A 20195-nucleotide genomic window follows, 5' to 3' on the forward strand; every position below is an offset into this window, starting at 1 on the left:
TACCATAATACAGTTTGCGCAAGACGTATTTGCCCAGGGCTCGGAGTGCCCCGAGCCAGCAGTGGCGGGCGGTGCGTGGGAGTGCGGGGAGGGCAGGCGACAGGCGGTCGCAGGGAAAAACCGCCGTTTCGGTGGCTCCGGTGGCGCGGTATCCTTGGCGCCATCAGCCGGCGCGCGTGGCGCCGGAGCCTTGTTGGAGAGTCTTCGAGCATGAAACAGGAAATCGCCACCGTGACCGTCAGCGCCGAGCACTGGGGCCGCGAGGCCGAAGCGGTGGATAACGCCCGTGTGACGGTGACCCTCAGTGCGCCGCAAGAGGGTGTGATCGAGGTGAGCTTCAAGGGCCAGTTGGATGCACCGGAAGAGCCGACCCACGTCTGCGTGACGCTGGAGAACGGGCTGTCCTATTACGGTGAGATCCAGGGCGGTGAGGCGAACGCGGAGGGTGGGTCGATTCGCTTCGAAGGCGAGCTGATCGATCTGGAAGGCTTCTAATCCCGACGCTTGCGCTCGGGCTAATGTAGGAGCGGGCCATGCCCGCGATCGCGTCCATGGGACGCTCCTACAGGCTGGCTCTGTGCTCGCCCAATAAAAAACCGGCCTCGTGGGCCGGTTTTTTATTGCCTGTGGATAACCTTCACTGCTGCTGCGGGACCATCCCCTGGATGCGCTTGGCGAAGGCGTTCGCCAGCGGGCCGTCGGCGAGCAGCAGCAGGTAGTCGTGCTCGGACTTGGCCGCCGGGGCGATCTGGTATTTCAGGGTGCCCGAGGCCACCTGGCCGACCACCGGCACGGTCAGGGTGCCGACGCATTCGAGCACGCCGCTGTCCGGGTCCTTGTCGATGATGGCCACGTCCTTCAGCTCGGCCTTGCTCAGCGCGTCGGACTGGGCGGAAAGTGCGCCGGACAGGAAGATCTTCACCAACTGGTTCTTCACGTCGTCCGAACCGCAGACCTTGGCCTCGTTGCCTCCGCAGGCGCTCAGCAGCGCGGCGGCGGCCAGCACGGCCGACAATTTCAATACGTTCATCTATCCACCCTGTGGCGTTCCATGATGGCCATTGGATAGGAAAAGGCCGGAAAAATTCCCTGCCGACCGCTCCCGTTTCGCTACCCAGTTGGCGAAACGGGAGTAGGGCAGGGCGTCGTCAGACCACGAAGCGCGCCACCATCCCGTTCAGGTCCACGGCCAGGCGCGACAGTTCCTGGCTTGCCGCGCTGGTCTGGGTAGCGCCGGCCGAGGTCTGGGTCGCCAGGTCGCGGATGTTCAGCAGGTTGCGGTCCACCTCGCGGGCGACCTGGGCCTGTTCCTCGGTGGCGCTGGCGATCACCAGGTTGCGCTCGTTGATCAGCGACATGCGCTCGAGGATCACCTGCAGTGAGGCGCCGGCCTCGCCGGTGCGACTGACGGTGCGCTCGGCGTGGGCGGTGCTGCTGAGCAGGGCGGCGACGGTGCGGTCGCTGCCGTTCTGGATGGCCGAGACCAGTTCCTCGATCTCGCGGGTCGAGCTCTGGGTGCGCTGGGCCAGCGAGCGCACCTCGTCCGCGACCACCGCGAAACCGCGCCCGGCCTCGCCGGCGCGGGCGGCTTCGATGGCAGCGTTGAGCGCCAGCAGGTTGGTCTGTTCGGCGACGTTGCGGATCACCTCCAGCACCTTGCCGATGTCCTGCGCCTGGTTCGCCAGGACTTCCGCCTGCTGCGAGGCCTGGCCCACTTCGCCGGCCAGGGTGCCGATGGCGTTGGAGGTCTCGTCGACCCGTTCGCTGCCGCTGCGTGCGGCGTCGATGGCCTCGCGGGAGGCAGCGGAGGTCGAGGCGGCGTTGCTGGCCACTTCCTCAACGGCGCTGGTCATCTGGTTGACGGCGGTGGCGGCCATCTCGATCTGGTCGCTCTGCTGCTGCAGCGCGCGGCTGCTTTCTTCCATGACGCTGTGCATTTCCTCGGCAGCCGATGCCAGCTGGCTGGCCGAGTTGCCGATGCCGCGGATGGTTTCGCGCAGGCTGTTCTGCATGTCCGCCAGGGCGTTGAGCAGTTGCGCCGGCTCATCGCGGCCCTCGACCGTGAAGCGCTGGCTGAGGTCGCCGCTGGCGATGGTCTGGGTCACGCGCACCGCCTGGTTGAGCGGTACGACGATGCTGCGGGTGAGCTGCCAGGCCAGCAGCAGGGTCAGGCCGACGCTCAGCAGCAGGACCGCGCTGACCACCAGCCGGCCGCTCTGGTACTGCTCGACGGCGCGGTCGGCGGCAGCGGCAGCGCCGTTGCGGTTGAGGTCGATCAGCGCGGTGAGGCGTTTGTTCAGTTCGGCACCCTGCTGGGCGATGTTGCCGTTGAGGATGTGCAGTGCGCCCTCATCGTCGTTCTGGCGGATCTTCGCCAGCAACTGGTCGACGTAACCAAGGTAACCGTCCAGCGCCTGGCGCAGCTCGTCGGTGTGCTGCTGCTCCTCGGCACTGAGGATCAGCCGGCGGTAGTCGGCGAGCACCTTGTCCTTGTCCTGCCGTGCCTCGGCGATCAGGCCCAGGCTGCGTTCGCGGGCAGCGCTGTCGTGGTTGACCAGCAGGCGCATGGATTCCAGGCGGATGCGGGCGATGTCTCCCGACAGCTGGTTCATGTGGTTGATGCTCAGCAGCCAGTTGCTGTCGATCTCTTCGGAAGCGGCGCGCAGGGTCGAGAGCTTGTACAGGGAGAACAGCCCGAGGAACACCAGGAGCAGGCCCATGACAGCGAAACCCAGGGACGCGCGGCGGCCAATACTCATGCTTCTGAACATCGTGAAATTCCCTTTTCTTCATCCAGTGTGTGGGGCCCTTGGGCCCTGCCATGCGCAGTGATGGCGCAGTGATATTACTGGGCGCCATTTTTTCGCGGCAGTGGCAAAACAGGACTAGCAGACGAAAAACCTGTCCGCTTTTGGGGAGGGGATGATTCAGACGAGCGTCAGCCAGGCCAGCACCGCGTAGCGCCCGACCTTGGCGACGGTGACCAGCAGCAGGAAGCGCCACAGCGGTTCACGCATGACTCCGGCGATCAGCGTCAGCGGGTCGCCGATCACCGGCGCCCAGCTCAGCAGCAACGACCAGCTGCCGAAGCGCCGGTAGTGGCGCTGGGCTTTTTCCAGCGCCGCATCGCTCACCGGAAACCAGCGCTTGCCGCGCCAGCGCTCCAGCCCGCGGCCCAGCAGCCAGTTCACCAGCGAGCCGAGCACGTTCCCCAGGCTCGCCGCCAGCAGCAGTGACCACAGCGGGTACTGCCCGCCCAGCAGCAGGCCGACCAGCACGGCTTCCGATTGCAGCGGCAGCAGGGTGGCGGCGCCAAAGGCGGAAAGAAAGAGACCGGCGTGGGCGGCGAGAGAAAGGCTCAACATCGGGAATGGGCGAAAAGGCGAGTAGGGGCGGTCAGAATGAGAGGAACCGTCGTACTAAAAATTTGGAATAAAGAGAGGAGCTTCAAGCGTCTACAGATACTATATGTCCTATCTTGCTGACGATTTAGTAGGAATTTACATTCGCGCGATTGCTCGCCCGAATCCATCATCCGTCGGCATGCCACACATCTTCTGGGGAACGCTGTGAAGAACTGGACTCTACGCCAACGCATCCTGGCCAGCTTTGCCGTCGTCGTTGCGATCATGCTGCTGATGGTGGTGATTTCCTACACCCGTCTTCTGCGGGTGGAGCACAGCACGCAGCGGGTCAGTGAAGATGCCATGCCCGGCACCTACGCCCTGACCACGGTGCGTTCAGCCTGGACCGACAGCATCCTGCTGACCCAGGTGCTGGTCGGCCTGAGTGACGGCAAGCCCTACGATGAAGCGCGCCGTCAGGAGTTCCGCGTGATCCACGATGCGCTGATCGAACGCATCGCGCTCTACGAGCGGACCGTCAACGATTCCCGCGACAAGGAAATTCTTGGCCGCTTCAAGCAGCAGGCGGCTGAGTACGATGCCCTGCTGGGGCAGGTCCTGCAGCTCTACACCACCGACCGTGACGGCGCCCGGCGCCTGCTGCTGGAACGTCTCGAACCCATGTGGGAAGACGGTCGCAAGACGCTCAACCAGCTGATTTCACTGAACAAGGAAATCGCCGACGCGGCCGCCGCCGACATCGTCAGCGAGGTCGCCACCGCCAAGGCGATCATGCTCATCTCCCTGTTGCTGGCCATCGTCGCCGCAGCGGTCTGCGGGCTGCTGCTGATGCGCGCCATCACCGAGCCGGTGCGTCAGGTTGTGAAGGGTCTGCAGGTCATGGGTAGCGGTGATTTCACCACGCGCCTGGCGATGGAGCGCAATGACGAGTTCGCGGTGATCGAGACCGGCTTCAACGGCATGGCCGAGGAACTCAAGGGCCTGGTGTCGCAGGCCCAGCGCTCGGCCATCCAGGTGACCACCTCGGTGACCGAGATCGCCGCCACCTCCAAGCAGCAACAGGCCACCGCCACCGAAACCGCCGCCACCACCACCGAGATCGGCGCCACCTCGCGGGAAATCGCCGCCACCTCGCGCGACCTGGTGCGCACCATGACCGAGGTGTCCTCGGCCGCCGAGCAGACTTCCACCCTGGCCGGCTCCGGCCAGCTGGGCCTGGCGCGCATGGAAGAGACCATGCACCACGTTATGGGCGCCGCCGAGCTGGTCAACGCGAAGCTGGCGATCCTCAACGAGCGCGCCGGCAACATCAACCAGGTGGTCACCACCATCGTCAAGGTGGCCGACCAGACCAACCTGCTCTCGCTCAACGCCGCCATCGAGGCGGAGAAGGCCGGCGAGTACGGCCGCGGTTTCGCCGTGGTCGCCACCGAAGTGCGCCGCCTGGCCGACCAGACTGCCGTGGCCACCTACGACATCGAGCAGATGGTCCGCGAGATTCAGTCCGCCGTGTCTGCAGGCGTGATGGGCATGGACAAGTTCTCCGAGGAGGTGCGTCGCGGCATCTCGGAAGTCGGCCAGGTCGGCGAGCAGCTCTCGCAGATCATCCAGCAGGTGCAGGCGTTGGCGCCGCGCGTGCAGATGGTCAACGAAGGCATGCAGGCCCAGGCCACCGGCGCCGAGCAGATCAACCAGGCGCTGGTGCAGCTCGGCGAGGCCACCGGGCAGACCGTGGAATCCCTGCGCCAGGCCAGCTTCGCCATCGACGAGCTGAACCTCGTGGCCAACGGACTGCGCAATGGCGTCTCCCGCTTCAAGGTCTGACGCCGCCGCGGCGGGCAGGCTTTACTTGCAGTTCCGCCTGGGCGCGGACCGCTATGCGCTGGACGTCCATGACGTCATCGAGGTGCTGCCGGTGCCTGCGCTCAAGCGCGTGCCGGAAGCGCCGGCCTGGGTTGCCGGGCTGTTCCCGCACCGTGGCGAACTGCTGCCAGTGCTGGACATGAGCCAACTGGCCTTCGGGCACAGCGCGCCACGGCGCACCAGCACGCGCCTGGTACTGGTGCGTTACCGCGCCGCAGATGAGGGCCCGGAGCAGCGCCTCGGGCTGATCCTCGAACAGGCGACCCACACCCTGCGCCGTGATCCGGCGGCCTTCCGCGACTACGAACTGGACAACGGCAGCGCCCGCTACCTCGGCCCCGTGCTGGAGGACGAGCAGGGCCTGCTGCAGCGGGTGGGCGTCGATCAACTGCTCAGCGACGAAGCCCGCGTGCGACTGCTGCGCGACTCCGGGGGAGCGCCGGCATGACCGACCCGCGCTTCGCCCAGCTGCTCAAGGAGCGCATCGGCCTGGATGCCGAGTCGGTCGGCGACGCCGTGATCGAGCGCGCCGTGCGCCAGCGCTGCAACAAGGTCAGCGGCGGCAACGCCGAGCATTACTGGATGCAGCTGCAAGGCTCCGCCGAGGAAGTTCAGGCGCTGATCGAGGCGGTGATAGTCCCGGAAACCTGGTTCTTCCGTTACCCCGAATCATTCGGCGCGCTGGCGGACCTCGCCTCCCGTCGCGTGCTGGAGCTGGCCGGCACCCGGCCGCTGCGCATCCTCAGCCTGCCGTGCTCCACCGGCGAGGAGCCTTACTCCATCGTCATGGCGCTGCTGGATGCGGGGCTAGCGCCGGCCGCCTTCCAGGTCGACGCGCTGGACGTCAGTCGCGCGGTGCTGGAGCGGGCGGAGGAGGGGCGCTACGGACGCAACTCGTTCCGTGGCGCCAACCTGGCATTCCGCGACCGTTACTTCAGCGCCGACGGCAACGACTACCAGCTGGCCGAGGCGGTGCGCCGCAAGGTCCGCTTCCGCGTCGGCAACCTGCTCGCGCCGGGCCTGCTGGCTGGCGAAGCGCCCTATGACTATGTGTTCTGCCGCAACCTGCTGATCTATTTCGACCGCCCGACCCAGGAGCAGGTGGTGGACGTGCTGCGCCGGCTGGCGCGGCCCGACGGCGTACTGTTCATCGGCCCCGCCGAGGCCAGCCTGATGTCGCGCATCGGCCTGCGTCCGCTGGGCGTGCCGCAGTCCTTCGCCTTCCCATTGCAGGATGCCGAGCCCGCGCCGCGTGCGGCGCCGCTGACCTGGACGGCGCCCCCGCCGATTCCCCGCCCGGCCCCGCCCAAGCCCGCGCCGCTGCGCCCGCGTCCGGCGAGCCAGCCCGGACAGCCGCCCGCTGCCGCCGCCGGCAACGCGCTGGCGGAGATCGCCCGGCTGGCCAATTCCGGGCAGGCCGCCGAAGCGCGCCAACGCTGCGAGGCGCTGCTGGCCGAGAAAGGCCCGAACGCCGAAGCCTTCTACTGGCTCGGCCTGCTGGCCGATGCCCAGGGCCAGGGCAGCGAGGCCCAGGCTTTCTACCGCAAGGCCCTGTACCTGCAACCCGATCACCAGGAAAGCCTGCAACACCTGGCCGCGCTGCTCGCGGCCCAGGGCGATGCGGCCGGCGCCCGCCGTTTGCAGGAGCGCGCCGCGCGAGGAGTGAAGCGCAATGGTTGAACGCGGCCCGTCTTACATCGATGGCTCATCCATCGGCGATGACCTGCCGACGGTGGACGACTGCTGGAACCGCATCGGCGTGCGCGGCGACCGCAGCTGCCCGAAGCTGGCCGAGTACATCCATTGCCGCAATTGCCCGGTGCACGCCGCCGCTGCCATCAGCCTGCTGGACCGCTACGCGCTGGGCACCGAAGGCGCGGACCTGGCGCCTGTCGAAGTCGCCGAAGAGGCGGTCGAGGAAGGCCGTCCGCACCTGATCTTCCGCCTTGGCGAAGAATGGCTGGGCCTGCCCACCCGAGCCCTGGCCGAGGTCGCTCCGGCCTGCGGGGTGCATTCGCTGCCGCACCAGCGCTCACCCGCACTGCTGGGCGTGGCCAACGTGCGCGGCACGCTGGTGGCCTGCATTTCCCTGGGTGAACTGCTCGGCCTCGACAGCCGCGCGGCCGCCCGCGACGACGCTCGCATCGTGCCGCGCATGCTGATCCTGGCGGCGGTCGGCGGGCCGATCATCTCGCCGGTGGACGAAGTGGACGGCATCCATGAACTGGACGAGAAGGCCATCGTCGAAGCCTCGTCCCAGAGCCACGCCGCCAACGACCGCTTCACCCGTGGGGTGATGCAGTGGCGCAACCGCAGCATTCGCCTGCTCGACCAGGAAGCCCTGCTCGACGCCGCCACCCGGAGCCTCGCATGACCCCGGACCAGATGAAGGACGCGTCGATGCTGGAGCTGTTCCGCCTGGAGGCGGAGGCCCAGACGCAGGTGCTGGTTCACGGGCTGATGGCGCTGGAGCGCAACCCGACCCAGGCCGACCAGCTCGAAGCCTGCATGCGCGCCGCGCACTCGCTCAAGGGCGCTGCGCGCATCGTCGGCCTCGACGCCGGCGTGCAGGTTGCCCACGTCATGGAGGATTGCCTGGTCGGCGCCCAGGAAGGCCGGCTGCTGCTGACCTCCGGGCATATCGACGCGCTGCTGGCCGGCACCGATATCCTCCTGCACATCGCCGATGCCCAGCCCGAGCGCGCCGAACAGGCCCAGCAAGGCGTGCCGGCCATGGTCGAACACCTGCAGGCGCTGGTTTCCGGAAAGGCCCCTGCGCAGCCAGCACCGTCTGTTCCAGTGCCCGCCGAGCCCGCTCCGGTAGCAGTCGAACCGCCAGCGCCGGCTCCCGCGGCTCCCGCCGAACGCCCACAGCGTCGCCGCTCCAGCGACAGCGATGAAGCTGGCGAGCGCGTGCTGCGGGTGACCGCTGAGCGTCTGAACCAACTACTCGACTACTCCAGCAAGTCGCTGGTGGAGTCCCAGCGCCTGAAGCCGCTGCTCGATTCGCTGCAGCGCCTTAAGCGCATCCAGGCCAGCGCCAGTCGTGTGCTCGACGGCGCCCGCGATGCCGCCAGCACCGCCAACCTCGACGCCGAGGCGCAGGCCTATCTGGCCGACGCGCGGCGACTGGTTGGTGAGTGCCAGCAACTGCTCAGCGAGCAGATCGCCGAGCTGGACGAATTCAGTTTCAAGGCCGGCCAGCGCGCCCAGTCGCTCTACGACACCGCGCTGTCCTGCCGCATGCGGCCGTTCTCCGACGTGCTCTCCGGGCAGGCGCGGATGGTCCGCGACCTTGGGCGCTCGCTGGGCAAGACCGTGAACCTGGACATCCAGGGCGCCACCACCCAGGTCGACCGCGACGTGCTGGAGAAGCTCGAAGCGCCGCTCACCCATCTGCTGCGCAATGCCGTCGACCACGGTATCGAGTCCGCCGAAGTGCGCGCCCACAACGGCAAGCCGGAGGAGGGCACGATCCAGCTGCTGGCCCGCCATCACGCCGGCATGCTGGTGCTGGAACTGCAGGATGACGGCGGCGGCGTCGATCTCGACCGCCTGCGCTCGGCCATCGTGCGCCGCCAGCTGTCCACCGAGGAAACCGTGGCGCGCCTCACCGAGGAAGAGCTGCTGAGCTTCCTGTTCCTGCCCGGCTTCAGCATGCGCGAGCAGGTCACCGAGGTGTCCGGCCGGGGCGTTGGCCTGGACGCCGTGCAGCACATGGTGCGTCAGCTGCGTGGTGGCATCCGCATGGAACAGGTGCGCGGGCAGGGCGCGCGTTTCCATCTGGAAGTGCCGCTGACGCTGTCCGTGGTGCGCAGCCTGGTCGTCAGCATTGGCGGCGAGGCCTACGCCTTCCCGCTGGCGCACATCGAGCGCATGCGCCGTCTGGCGCCGGACGAGATCGTCCAGCTCGAAGGCCGCCAGCAGTTCTGGCACGAGGGCCGGCATGTCGGCCTGGTGTCCGCCAGCCAGCTGTTGCAGCGCCCCGACGGCGAAGCCACGCCGGACGAGATTCCGGTAGTGGTCATCCGCGAGCGGGAAAGCGCCTATGGCGTGGCGGTGGAGAAATTCATCGGCGAGCGCACCCTGGTGGTGGTGCCGCTGGATACCCGGCTGGGCAAGGTGCAGGACGTCTCCGCCGGTGCGCTGCTGGATGACGGCACGCCGGTGCTGATCCTCGACGTCGAGGACATGCTGCGCTCGGTGGAAAAACTCCTGGCCACCGGCCGTCTGGAACGCATCGACCCTACTGGCCGTCTCACCGGCCCGGCGCGCAAGCGCGTGCTGGTGGTGGACGACTCGCTCACCGTGCGCGAGCTGGAACGCAAGCTGCTGCTGGGGCGCGGCTATGATGTCGCCGTGGCGGTCGATGGCATGGACGGCTGGAACGCGCTGCGCTCGGAGCATTTCGACCTGGTCATCACCGACATCGACATGCCGCGCATGGACGGTATCGAGCTGGTGACCCTGATCCGCCGCGACACCCGCCTGCAGTCGCTGCCGGTGATGGTGGTGTCCTACAAGGACCGCGAAGAAGACCGGCGGCGCGGACTCGATGCCGGCGCCGACTATTATCTGGCCAAAGCCAGCTTCCATGACGAGGCCCTGCTGGATGCGGTGGTCGACCTGATCGGAGGAGCGCACGGGTGAAGATAGGGATAGTCAACGACATGCCCCTGGCGGTGGAGGCGATGCGCCGGGCGCTGGCTTACGAGCCGGCGCACCGCATCGTCTGGGTTGCCGCCAATGGCGCGGAAGCGCTGGAGATGTGCGCCGCGCACAAGCCCGACGTAATCCTCATGGACCTGCTGATGCCGGTGATGGATGGCGTCGAGGCGACCCGCCGGATCATGGCCCAGAGCCCCTGCGCGATCATCGTCGTGACGGTGGACCTGGAGCGCAACATGAGCCGCGTGTTCGACGCCATGGGCAATGGCGCGGTGGACGCGGTGAACACGCCGGTCATGGGCACCGGCGACCCCGCTGAAGCGGCCCGCCCGCTGCTGCGCAAACTGCAGAACCTGGCCTGGCTCAACGCCCCGCGCGACAGCCGCCCGGCGATCAATGCGGTGCCGGCGCGCAAGGGCAGTGGAGCGCGCAAGCTGATCGCCATCGGCTCCTCGGCCGGCGGCCCGGCGGCGCTGGCGGACCTGTTCGCCCGCCTGCCCGCGGACTTCCCCGCCGCCATCGTGGTCGTCCAGCATGTCGATGAAGTCTTCGCCGCCGGCATGGCTGAGTGGCTCTCGACCCAGTCGAAGATTCCCGTGCGCCTGGCGCGCAACGGCGAGCCGCCGCAGCCGGGCTGCGTGCTGCTGGCTGCCACCAACCACCATATCCGCCTGCTCAAGGGCGGCGAGCTGGCTTATACCGCCGAGCCCAGCAGCCACATTTACCGGCCTTCCATCGACGTGTTTTTCGACAGCGTGGTCGAGTACTGGGTCGGCGATGCCGTCGGCGTGCTGCTCACCGGCATGGGCCGGGACGGCGCCGAGGGCCTGAAACACATGCGCGAACGAGGTTACCTGACCCTGGCCCAGGATCAGGAAAGCAGTGCCGTGTACGGTATGCCCAAGGCTGCGGCGGCGATCGGCGCCGCGGTGGAGATTCGCGCGCTGGGCGATATCGCCCGACGACTCGCTGAGGTCTGCGCCTGAGCGCGGGCTACGGAGCTGATTGCATGAACCCCCTATCCATGAACTCAAGCCAGAGTGACTACCCCGTGAACACCCCAGGCGATACCGCAGTGATGGTGCTGCTGGTGGACGACCAGCCAATGATCGGCGAAGCCGTGCGCCGCGCGCTGGCGGACGACCCCAGCATCGACTTCCATTTCTGCTCCGATCCGCACCAGGCCATCGCCCTGGCGATCCAGATCAAGCCCACGGTGATCCTCCAGGACCTGGTGATGCCCGGTGCCGACGGTCTCTCGCTGGTGCGTGAGTACCGCGCCAACCCGGCGACCCGCGACCTGCCGATCATCGTCCTGTCGACCAAGGAAGACCCGGCGGTGAAGAGCGCGGCGTTCAGCGCCGGCGCCAACGATTACCTGGTCAAACTGCCCGACGCCATCGAACTGATCGCGCGGGTACGCTACCACTCGCGCTCCTACCTCGCCCTGCAGCAGCGCGACGAGGCCTACCGCGCCCTGCGCGAAAGCCAGCAGCAGCTGCTGGAAACCAACCTGGTGCTGCAGCGGCTGATGAACTCCGACGGCCTCACCGGGCTGTCCAACCGCCGGCACTTCGACGAGTACCTGGAAATGGAGTGGCGCCGCGCCCTGCGCGAGCAGACCCAGCTGTCGATCCTGCTGATCGACGTGGACCACTTCAAGGCCTACAACGATACCTTCGGCCACGTGCAGGGCGACGAAGCGCTGCGCCAGGTGGCCGGGGCGATCCGCGCCAGCGCCAGCCGCCCCTCGGACCTGCCGGCGCGCTATGGCGGCGAGGAGTTCGTCATGGTCCTGCCCAACACCTCGCCCGGCGGCGCGCGCCTGCTGGCGGAGAAGCTGCGGCGCCTGGTGCAGGACCTGAACATCCGTCACGAGCTGCCGATACCGGGTTCGTCGCTGACCATCAGCATCGGCGTGGCGACCCTGATCCCCCAGGCCGGGCAGGCCTGTCGTCAGCTCATCGAACTGGCCGACCAGGCGCTCTACAACGCCAAGCATGGCGGGCGCAACCAGGTGGCCATCGCCGGCTGAATGGGCGGGGAGGGCGCGGAAACGGTGAGCGTGCTTTGTCGTAAAGCCTGAAAGGGCGACAAAAAATCACGTATACTTGCCGGCTTTTCTACGCCCTTTACCCGTGAGAGATGCCCGCCATGGAAATCCAACCGATCCTCAACAGCATCAAGGACCTCTCCGACCGTACCCATTCGATTCGGGGGTATCTTTGACTACGATCTGAAACATGATCGTCTGATCGAAGTAAACCGCGAACTGGAAGACCCGGCGGTCTGGAACAAGCCCGAATACGCCCAGAACCTGGGCCGCGAGCGCGCCATGCTGGCGCAGATCGTCGAGACTCTCGACGAGCTCACCGGCGGTCTGGCCGACTCCCGCGACCTGCTCGACATGGCGGTCGAGGAGAATGACGAGGGCGCCGTCGGCGACGTCGAGGCTGAAGTCCAGCGCCTGCGCGAAATCCTCGAGAAGCTCGAGTTCCGCCGCATGTTCAGTGGCGAGATGGACCCCAACAACGCCTACCTGGACATCCAGGCCGGCTCCGGCGGCACCGAAGCCCAGGACTGGGCCAACATGCTGCTGCGCATGTACCTGCGCTGGGCGGACAAGAACGGCTTCAGCGCCGAGATCGTCGAGCTGTCCGAGGGCGAGGTCGCCGGCATCAAGGGCGCCACCGTGCACATCAAGGGCGAATACGCCTTTGGCTGGCTGCGCACCGAGATCGGCGTGCACCGCCTGGTGCGCAAGAGCCCCTTCGACTCCGGCAACCGTCGCCACACCTCGTTCACCGCGGTGTTCGTGTCGCCGGAAATCGACGACAACATCGAGATCGAGATCAACCCGGCCGACCTGCGCATCGACACCTACCGCTCCTCCGGCGCGGGCGGTCAGCACGTGAACACCACCGACTCCGCGGTGCGTATCACCCACGTGCCGACCAACACCGTGGTGGCGTGCCAGAACGAACGCTCCCAGCACGCCAACAAGGACACCGCCATGAAAATGCTGCGGGCCCGGTTGTACGAGCAGGAGATGCAGAAGCGCACCGCCGCCTCGCAGGCGCTGGAAGACACCAAGTCCGATATCGGCTGGGGTCACCAGATCCGTTCCTACGTGCTCGACCAGTCGCGCATCAAGGACCTGCGTACCGGCGTGGAACGCAGCGATTGCGACAAGGTGCTCGACGGCGACCTCAACGAATACCTGGAAGCCAGCCTGAAACAAGGCCTGTAACAGCACCCCCTGCGGGGCGGGCCACGCAGCCCGGCCCCGCCAGTAACCCCTATTGATCAAGACGCCAGGCAGATAGACGACCATGAGCGACCAACAACTCGACGCTACCGAACTGCAACAGGAAGAAAACAAGCTGATCGCCCAGCGCAAGGAAAAGCTTGCTGCCGTGCGTGAAGCCAAGGCCATCGCCTTCCCTAACGACTTCCGCCGCGAGAACTACTTCGCGGACCTGCAGAAACAGTACGAAACCGCGACCAAGGAAGAGCTGGAAGCAGCTGCCATCCCGGTCAAGGTTGCCGGTCGCATCATGCTCAACCGCGGCTCCTTCATCGTCCTGCAGGACAGCAGCGGCCGTCTGCAGGTCTACGTGAACCGCAAGACCCTGCCCGAAGAGACCCTGGCCGAGATCAAGACCTGGGACCTGGGCGACATCATCGGCGCCGAAGGCACCCTGGCCCGTTCCGGCAAGGGCGACCTGTACGTCGAGATGACCAACGTGCGCCTGCTGACCAAGTCGCTGCGCCCGCTGCCGGATAAGCACCACGGCCTGACCGACACCGAGCAGCGCTACCGCCAGCGCTACGTCGACCTGATCGTCAACGAGGAAACCCGCCACACCTTCCGCGTGCGTTCCCAGGTCATCGCCCACATCCGTCGCTTCCTGTCCGATCGCGGCTTCCTCGAAGTGGAAACCCCGATGCTGCAGACCATCCCCGGTGGCGCGGCGGCCAAGCCCTTCGAAACCCACCACAACGCGCTGGACATGGCCATGTTCCTGCGTATCGCCCCGGAGCTGTACCTCAAGCGCCTGGTGGTCGGTGGCTTCGAGAAGGTCTTCGAGATCAACCGCAACTTCCGTAACGAAGGCGTCTCGACCCGGCACAACCCCGAGTTCACCATGCTCGAGTTCTACCAGGCCTACGCCGACTACGAAGACAACATGGACCTGACCGAAGAGCTGTTCCGCGAGCTGGCCCAGGCCGTGCTCGGCAGCACCGACGTGCCTTACGGCGACAAGGTCTTCCACTTCGGCGAGCCGTTCGCCCGCCTGTCCGTGTTCGATGCCATCCTCAAGTACAACCCGGAACTCACCGCGGCTGACCTGACCGACCTCGAGAAGGCCCGCGCCATCGCCAAGAAGGCCGGCGCCAAGGTCCTCGGCCACGAAGGCCTGGGCAAGCTGCAGGTGATGATTTTCGAAGAGCTGGTCGAGCACAAGCTGGAGCAGCCGCACTTCATCACCCAGTATCCGTTCGAAGTGTCCCCGCTGGCCCGCCGCAACGACAACGATCCGAGCGTCACCGACCGCTTCGAGCTGTTCATCGGTGGCCGCGAGATCGCCAACGCCTACTCCGAGCTCAACGACGCCGAAGACCAGGCCGAGCGCTTCATGCTGCAGGTCAAGGAGAAGGACGCCGGTGACGACGAGGCGATGCACTACGACGCCGACTTCGTCAACGCCCTCGAATACGGCATGCCGCCCACCGCCGGTGAAGGCATCGGCATCGACCGCCTGGTGATGCTGCTGACCAACTCGCCGTCGATCCGCGACGTCATCCTCTTCCCGCACATGCGCCCGCAGGCGTAAGCGCAGGAACAGGAGAGAAAGGCCGCCCTCGGGCGGCCTTTTTCGTTTCCGCGCTGTCTGGCGGCGCCGGAGTCAACCTGTACGAGCGCGCCATGCGTGCGTTCGCGGGCATGGCCCGCTCCTACAAGCGGGTGGGAAACTTGCGGTATACCATCCGACGAAATGCATGTCATTTGCGTGGCTCGGCGACTCTGTGGCACGTCTCACTCCCAGGCCTGATTCCCAGCCGCCTGCTCTGCCTCGCGGCCCGCTCTGTGCGCCGGTGTCGCAGCTGCAAAGCGGCAATTGTTTTCCCACAGAAAAGCTCGAACAATGAGCCATCAGGCCGCGCCGCCGGAGGTAATGCCAGTGACCCAAGTGTCCCCGCGAGACAGCGCAGCGCAAGTCGCCAGCGCCATCGCAGAAAGTGTCAAATACCAGGGCCGCAAGGCCAGCCGCCAGGGCAGCGAGCAGCGCCGCCAGGCGATCCTCGACGCCGCCCTGCGGATCATCGTGCGTGATGGCGTCCGCGCCGTGCGCCACCGCGCCGTGGCTGCCGAGGCCGGTGTGCCGCTATCGGCCACCACCTACTACTTCAAGGACATCCAGGATCTCATCACCGATACCTTCGCGCTGTTCGTCGAACGCAGCGCAGAAGCCCTGTCGACCTTCTGGACCAGCGTCGAGGGCGACCTCCAGGCCATGGCCGCCGGCCTCGGCCAGGACGACCCGCAGGCGCGCCGCGAACTGACGGCCAATATCGTCGAGCTGGCGATCCAGTACGTCATGGTCCAGCTCAACGAGCGCCGCGAGCATCTGCTGGCCGAACAGGCCTTCCGCCAGGAAGCGCTGCTCAACCCCAGCCTCAGCGATCTGGCACAGCGTCACCGGCGGATTCTTTCCCTGGGCGTGGTGCATTTCTTCGAAGTGCTCGGCTCCAGACAGCCCGAGCAGGATGCCCGGGTGTTGACGGCCATCATCCTGCAGATGGAGTATCAGGGCCTGCTGGACGGGGCCGACCACCTGCAGATCGAGGAAATGCGTGCCATCCTTAGCCGCTATCTCGATCTGGTGATGGGCCTGTAGCCCCGGCTGCTGCATTCCAACCCCGCCATCCGGCGGGGTTTTCGTGTCGGAACTCCGGACGCCCTTGCGCATCGCATGCAAAGGCATCCGGACCTAAGGAGGGCGTGATGAAAGTCTGGCGTGCACTGCTGCTGTTGAGCATCGGCCTGCTCAGTGGCTGTCTGGTGACGTTCAAGGACCCGATTCCGGCCAATGAGCCCGCGCCGGCTCACCTGCTGGGCCAGTGGTCGCGTGTGGACGAGTACGGCGAGGAGCAGTTCCTCGAAGTCACCCGTTCCGGCTCCAACCTCTACCGCGCGCTCAGCTACGTCGACAGCAAGGACAACACCGACAGCGTCGAGGACTTCGGCTTCACCGTCGCCCACCACGGCAAGCGCTGGTACCTGTCGGCCGGTTTGCCGAAGAGCATGGGCGGCAACTTCGCCCTGGCCGGCTTCGAGATCACCGACAAGGACGAACTGGTGATCTATAACCTGGATGTCGAGCACATCCTGCAGGACATGAAGGAAGGCGCGCTCAAGGGCGAGAAGGTCGACACCGAACAGGGTGCCGGCGCGCTGGTGACCAGCCAGTTGCCCCAGGTCATCGCCTACCTCAACGATCCGGCCAACTCCGACGTGTTCATCGAAGCGCTGCGCTTTTCGCGCGTGACCCCGGGAGAAAAGCAATGACCCCACGGCGCAAGAAGTCCACGCCCAACGAGTACCAGCAGATCATCCGCGGCCTGTCCGACCGCATCGTCGAGGCGCAGACGCCGATCCGCGTGCTCGACGCCATCAAGTGGGACGACGGCGTCCGCGACGACTTCCTCAAGGGCCGCGGCAAGCACGCGCCCAAGGTCGACCGCGCCTACTACGACAGCCGCCCGCTGTCCTTCGACAGCAGCGCGAAGAAGCAGGAATTCCAGAACATCGAGCGCGACATCACCCGCCACCTGGGGCAGTTCAACCCGGTCGGGCAGATCATGCGGCGCATGTGCAAGGAATACCGCATGGTCATCCGCATGCTCGAAGCGCGCGGCACCCAGGACTTCGGCCTGATCTCCCAGGAGCTCTACGGCTCGGCCTCCGACGCCTTCCATGCCGGCGACCCGACCCTGGCAGACCTCGGCCTGATGCTCTCGGACTACCTGAACAACATCGCCGACCGCGGCGACCTCAAGGACGAACCCAAGACCCTCACCGCCAGCGATGCGGTGAAGATGCTGCAGGAGCGCCTGAACAAGGTGTTCGACGGCAAGGAAGACACCATCCGCGTCTTCGAGTCCGACGGCATCGTCGCCGACGCTGCGGCCGGCGCCGACTACATCAAGGTGCGCGCCGACGCCATGTTCAACGAGCGCGACGTGCGCGCGCTGGAAGTCCATGAAGGCCTGGTGCACGTCGGCACCACGCTCAACGGCCTCAACCAGCCGATCTGCACCTTCCTCGCCAAGGGGCCGCCGTCCTCCACGGTGACCCAGGAAGGCCTGGCGATCCTGATGGAAGTGATCGCCTTCGCCTCCTACCCGACGCGCCTGCGCAAGCTCACCAACCGCACCCGCGCCATCCACATGGCCGAGGAGGGGGCGGATTTCCTCGAGGTGTTCCAGTTCTACCGCGAGCAGAACTACAGCGTGGAGAGCAGCTACCAGAACGCCAGCCGCGTGTTCCGTGGCTCGACCCCGGTCGGCCTGCCGTTCACCAAGGACCTGTCGTACCTCAAGGGCTTCATCCTGATCTACAACTACATCCAGCTCGCTGTGCGCAAGGGCAAGCTGGAGCAGATCCCGCTGCTGTTCTGCGGCAAGGCCACCCTGGAAGACATGCGCACCCTGCGCCAACTGGTAGACGAGGGCCTGGTGGTGCCGCCCAAGTACCTGCCGCCGCAGTTCCGCGACCTCAACGCACTGTCGGCGTGGATGTGCTTCTCCAACTTCCTCAACCACCTCAGCCTCGACCGCATCGAGGCGGATTACGCGAATATCCTCTAACCAGTCGGTCACCGTGTAGGAGCGGGCCATGCCCGCGATCGCGCCCATGGGGCGCTCCTACAGGTCAGTTTCCAAGGATGACTTGCCGATGATCCGTTGCTTCAAGGCCGCCGCTCTCACGCTGCTTTTCGCACTCGGCGGTTGCAGCTCGCTGCTGTTCTACCCCAGCGACGACGTCGCCATCACCCCCGCCCGCGCCAAGCTCGACTACCGCGATGTCACCCTGACCACCGCCGACGGCGTGAAGCTTGCCGGCTGGTGGTTGCCGGCGAAGGCGGGCGTACCGGTGAAGGGCACCGTGCTGCACCTGCACGGCAACGGCGGCAACATGGCCTGGCACCTGGGCGGAGCCTACTGGCTGCCGGAGCAGGGCTACCAGGTGCTGATGGTGGATTACCGCGGCTACGGTCATTCCGAGGGCGAACCGAGCCTGCCGGCGATCTACCAGGATATCGATGCTGCCTTCGCCTGGCTGGACAAGGCGCCGGAAGTGCAGGGCAAGCCGGTGATCCTGCTCGGCCAGAGCCTGGGCGGCGCCATGGCCGTGCACTATCTGGGCCTGCACCCGGAGCGGCAGAAGCAATTGCACGCGGTGGTGCTCGATGGTGTTCCGGCCAGCTACCGCGACGTGGCGCGATACACGCTCTCCACCAGCTGGCTGACCTGGCCGCTGCAGGTTCCGTTGTCCTGGCTGGTGCCCGACGGCGACAGCGCGATCCGCTCCATGCCGCGACTTTCTGGCGCACCCGTGCTGCTCTTCCACAGCATCGACGATACCATTGTGCCCCTGGACAACGGCCTGAGCCTCTACAAGGCCAAGCAGCCGCCGAAGGTCTTCCAGCTGACGCGCGGCAACCATGTGGAAACCTTCGGCGAACCCGTGTGGCGCGAAGTGATGCTGCGCTTCCTCGACGACCCGCAGCACTTCACCGGTTTGCGTCGTCTGGCTGAAGTCCCGAACTATCCCTCTCCGGCGAAGCCACAGGAATCGCAGGCGGACCCGAAACAACAAGGCAACCCATGAACGACCGCAACCCGATCTCCTACATCCTCACCGTCATCGCCACCATCTTCGTCTCGGTCGGCACGCTCTGGTACTACGGCTACCTGCACTTCGCCAAGCCTGAGGACGCACTGGAACTGACCCAGTTCACCATGCTGAAAAGCATCCCCGGCCAGGACACCAAGCTTTCCCTCGACCCAGCCGACCAGCAGGCGCAGTGCATCGACGGCGTGCTGGTGATGTTCGACATGAGCCAGAAGGGCCTGACCGGCGTGCTGGTCGACGGCCGCAAGCGCGCCGTGCGCTGCATGGGCGAGCAGACCCCGCAAGAGGTCAAGTGACGGCGAGCCCGCCGTCGCAGGCCAAGGGAGCAAGCACAGTGAGTCATCTCGAGATCCGCGTCTGGCAGGGCGACATCACCCGTCTCGACGTCGATGCCATCGTCAACGCCGCCAACAGCTCGCTGCTGGGCGGCGGTGGTGTCGACGGCGCCATCCACCGGGCCGCCGGCCCGGACCTGGTCCACGCCTGCCGCCCGCTGGGTGGCTGCAAGACCGGCCAGGCGAAGATCACCGCTGGCTTCCGCCTGCCGGCGCGCTTCGTTATCCACACCGTCGGGCCGGTCTGGCGCGGCGGCGAGCACGGCGAGCCGGAGCTGCTAGCCCAGTGCTACCGCAACAGCCTGCAACTGGCCGAGGACAAGGGCCTCGCCAGTGTCGCATTCCCCGCTATCAGTACCGGCATCTACGGCTATCCCGCCGAAGCGGCAGCACAGGTCGCCGTGGACGAGCTGCGTCGTCCACGCGGGCAGGGGAGTTCGCTGAAGGAGTTGGTGCTGGTGCCGTTCTCGGCGGAGATGGCAGAGCTGTATCGGCGCTTGCTGGCCTAGATCAACGGCTGGTCCGGTTCAGACCACGTATTCCGGGCGTCCGTCGTCAATCCAGCGCTGATAACGCGCGTCGATAGCCGGGCTCAGCTTTGCGTAGTTGTCCCAGTTGTCGGTCACCGAATACAGCGCCTCTTCGTCCACGCCGAACGTCTCGAAGTAGTCATCGATATAGCGGCTGTCATGATCCAGGCCCCGGTAGTAGGCAATGGTGAACGCGTTGCCTTGCGCGGCGAGGTCTTCGCCGATCAGCTTCTCGTCCAGCACCTCGATCAGGAACCGGGCCCCGGTCATGTCCTTGCGCTGCAGCGCCGCTACTGCCTCGGCGGCATCCTCGAGCAACTCCTCGCTGACCATTTCATTGAGGATCAGCCAGGCCAGGAACATACCGATGTGGGTGGCGGCGGCGGACGGCGGCAGGTGTTCGGGGAAGTCGCCTTCGTAGTGCCAGGAGGCGTCATCGTATTTCATGGGAGCTCCGACTGCAGTTGGGCCGCTGATTCTGCCAGATCGGTAAGCACGTGGTTGGCGATGG

At 66.3% G+C, this 20195-nt stretch carries 20 protein-coding genes; 16 read left to right on the plus strand and 4 right to left on the minus strand.

Going from position 1 to position 20195, the window contains the following annotated elements; all coding sequences use genetic code 11:
- The first annotated feature begins 210 nt into the window (after positions 1–210).
- Positions 211–495 carry a hypothetical protein gene (locus ABKS89_RS08115; protein WP_138212611.1) on the plus strand — a complete coding sequence of 95 codons (285 nt, stop codon included), beginning with the start codon at positions 211–213 and terminating at the stop codon, positions 493–495.
- 142 nt (positions 496–637) lie between these two features.
- On the opposite strand, the gene ABKS89_RS08120 is transcribed toward ABKS89_RS08115, so the two are convergent.
- From ABKS89_RS08120 to ABKS89_RS08130, 3 genes are all read right to left on the minus strand, one after another.
- Positions 638–1030, minus strand: a complete 393-nt coding sequence (locus ABKS89_RS08120) for a hypothetical protein (RefSeq protein ID WP_138212612.1) — start codon at positions 1028–1030, stop codon at positions 638–640.
- A 118-nt stretch (positions 1031–1148) separates the two neighbouring features.
- Entirely contained in the window at positions 1149–2759 is a 1611-nt protein-coding gene (locus ABKS89_RS08125) for a methyl-accepting chemotaxis protein (protein WP_518300998.1), read from the minus strand.
- Positions 2760–2927: 168 nt separating this feature from the next.
- Entirely contained in the window at positions 2928–3365 is a 438-nt protein-coding gene (locus tag ABKS89_RS08130) for a YqaA family protein (protein ID WP_348587770.1), read from the minus strand.
- Between the two features lie 204 nt (positions 3366–3569).
- Here ABKS89_RS08130 and ABKS89_RS08135 point away from each other — a divergent pair, with 204 nt between their 5' ends.
- The 15 genes from ABKS89_RS08135 to ABKS89_RS08205 all read left to right on the plus strand — a co-directional run bounded on the left by ABKS89_RS08135 (position 3570) and on the right by ABKS89_RS08205 (position 19663).
- Entirely contained in the window at positions 3570–5189 is a 1620-nt protein-coding gene (locus ABKS89_RS08135) for a methyl-accepting chemotaxis protein (protein WP_138212615.1), read from the plus strand.
- Positions 5164–5676 carry a chemotaxis protein CheW gene (locus tag ABKS89_RS08140; RefSeq protein WP_138212616.1) on the plus strand — a complete coding sequence of 171 codons (513 nt, stop codon included), beginning with the start codon at positions 5164–5166 and terminating at the stop codon, positions 5674–5676. Before ABKS89_RS08135 ends, ABKS89_RS08140 begins: the two co-directional genes overlap by 26 nt.
- Positions 5673–6908, plus strand: a complete 1236-nt coding sequence (locus tag ABKS89_RS08145; protein WP_348587768.1) for a CheR family methyltransferase — start codon at positions 5673–5675, stop codon at positions 6906–6908. The genes ABKS89_RS08140 and ABKS89_RS08145 overlap by 4 nt, the downstream gene beginning before the upstream one ends.
- Positions 6901–7602, plus strand: a complete 702-nt coding sequence (locus ABKS89_RS08150; RefSeq protein ID WP_348587766.1) for a chemotaxis protein CheW — start codon at positions 6901–6903, stop codon at positions 7600–7602. Before ABKS89_RS08145 ends, ABKS89_RS08150 begins: the two co-directional genes overlap by 8 nt.
- Positions 7599–9878, plus strand: a complete 2280-nt coding sequence (locus ABKS89_RS08155) for a hybrid sensor histidine kinase/response regulator (protein WP_138212619.1) — start codon at positions 7599–7601, stop codon at positions 9876–9878. Before ABKS89_RS08150 ends, ABKS89_RS08155 begins: the two co-directional genes overlap by 4 nt.
- Entirely contained in the window at positions 9875–10882 is a 1008-nt protein-coding gene (locus ABKS89_RS08160) for a chemotaxis response regulator protein-glutamate methylesterase (protein ID WP_348587764.1), read from the plus strand. Before ABKS89_RS08155 ends, ABKS89_RS08160 begins: the two co-directional genes overlap by 4 nt.
- A 38-nt stretch (positions 10883–10920) precedes the next feature.
- Complete coding sequence (locus ABKS89_RS08165; RefSeq protein WP_138212942.1) at positions 10921–11931, plus strand: response regulator; 1011 nt, start codon at positions 10921–10923, stop codon at positions 11929–11931.
- Positions 11932–12050: 119 nt separating this feature from the next.
- Positions 12051–13146 (plus strand): peptide chain release factor 2 gene (gene prfB, locus ABKS89_RS08170; RefSeq protein ID WP_138212621.1). Its coding sequence is split into 2 segments (ribosomal slippage): positions 12051–12122 and positions 12124–13146, totalling 1095 coding nucleotides; the frame shifts between segments, so codons are not numbered across the junction.
- 82 nt (positions 13147–13228) lie between these two features.
- Entirely contained in the window at positions 13229–14734 is a 1506-nt protein-coding gene (gene lysS, locus ABKS89_RS08175) for a lysine--tRNA ligase (protein ID WP_081517829.1), read from the plus strand.
- A gap of 348 nt (positions 14735–15082) precedes the next feature.
- Complete coding sequence (locus tag ABKS89_RS08180) at positions 15083–15799, plus strand: TetR/AcrR family transcriptional regulator (protein WP_138212622.1); 717 nt, start codon at positions 15083–15085, stop codon at positions 15797–15799.
- Positions 15800–15906: 107 nt separating this feature from the next.
- Complete coding sequence (locus tag ABKS89_RS08185; protein ID WP_138212623.1) at positions 15907–16470, plus strand: hypothetical protein; 564 nt, start codon at positions 15907–15909, stop codon at positions 16468–16470.
- A complete protein-coding gene (locus ABKS89_RS08190; RefSeq protein WP_138212624.1) occupies positions 16467–17771 on the plus strand; it encodes a flavohemoglobin expression-modulating QEGLA motif protein in 1305 nt (434 codons plus the stop codon). The genes ABKS89_RS08185 and ABKS89_RS08190 overlap by 4 nt, the downstream gene beginning before the upstream one ends.
- Positions 17772–17859: 88 nt before the next feature.
- Positions 17860–18795: an alpha/beta hydrolase gene (locus ABKS89_RS08195; RefSeq protein ID WP_138212943.1), complete on the plus strand. Its 936-nt coding sequence runs from the start codon at positions 17860–17862 to the stop codon at positions 18793–18795.
- Complete coding sequence (locus ABKS89_RS08200; protein ID WP_138212625.1) at positions 18792–19115, plus strand: PA3694 family proteiin; 324 nt, start codon at positions 18792–18794, stop codon at positions 19113–19115. Before ABKS89_RS08195 ends, ABKS89_RS08200 begins: the two co-directional genes overlap by 4 nt.
- Positions 19116–19153: 38 nt before the next feature.
- Positions 19154–19663, plus strand: a complete 510-nt coding sequence (locus ABKS89_RS08205; RefSeq protein ID WP_138212626.1) for an O-acetyl-ADP-ribose deacetylase — start codon at positions 19154–19156, stop codon at positions 19661–19663.
- 18 nt (positions 19664–19681) lie between these two features.
- On the opposite strand, the gene ABKS89_RS08210 is transcribed toward ABKS89_RS08205, so the two are convergent.
- Positions 19682–20131, minus strand: a complete 450-nt coding sequence (locus tag ABKS89_RS08210; protein ID WP_348587762.1) for a DUF7832 domain-containing protein — start codon at positions 20129–20131, stop codon at positions 19682–19684.
- Positions 20132–20195 lie beyond the last annotated feature (64 nt).

The organism is Pseudomonas sp. LABIM340 (assembly GCF_040017195.2).
Classification (GTDB): Bacteria; Pseudomonadota; Gammaproteobacteria; order Pseudomonadales; family Pseudomonadaceae; genus Pseudomonas.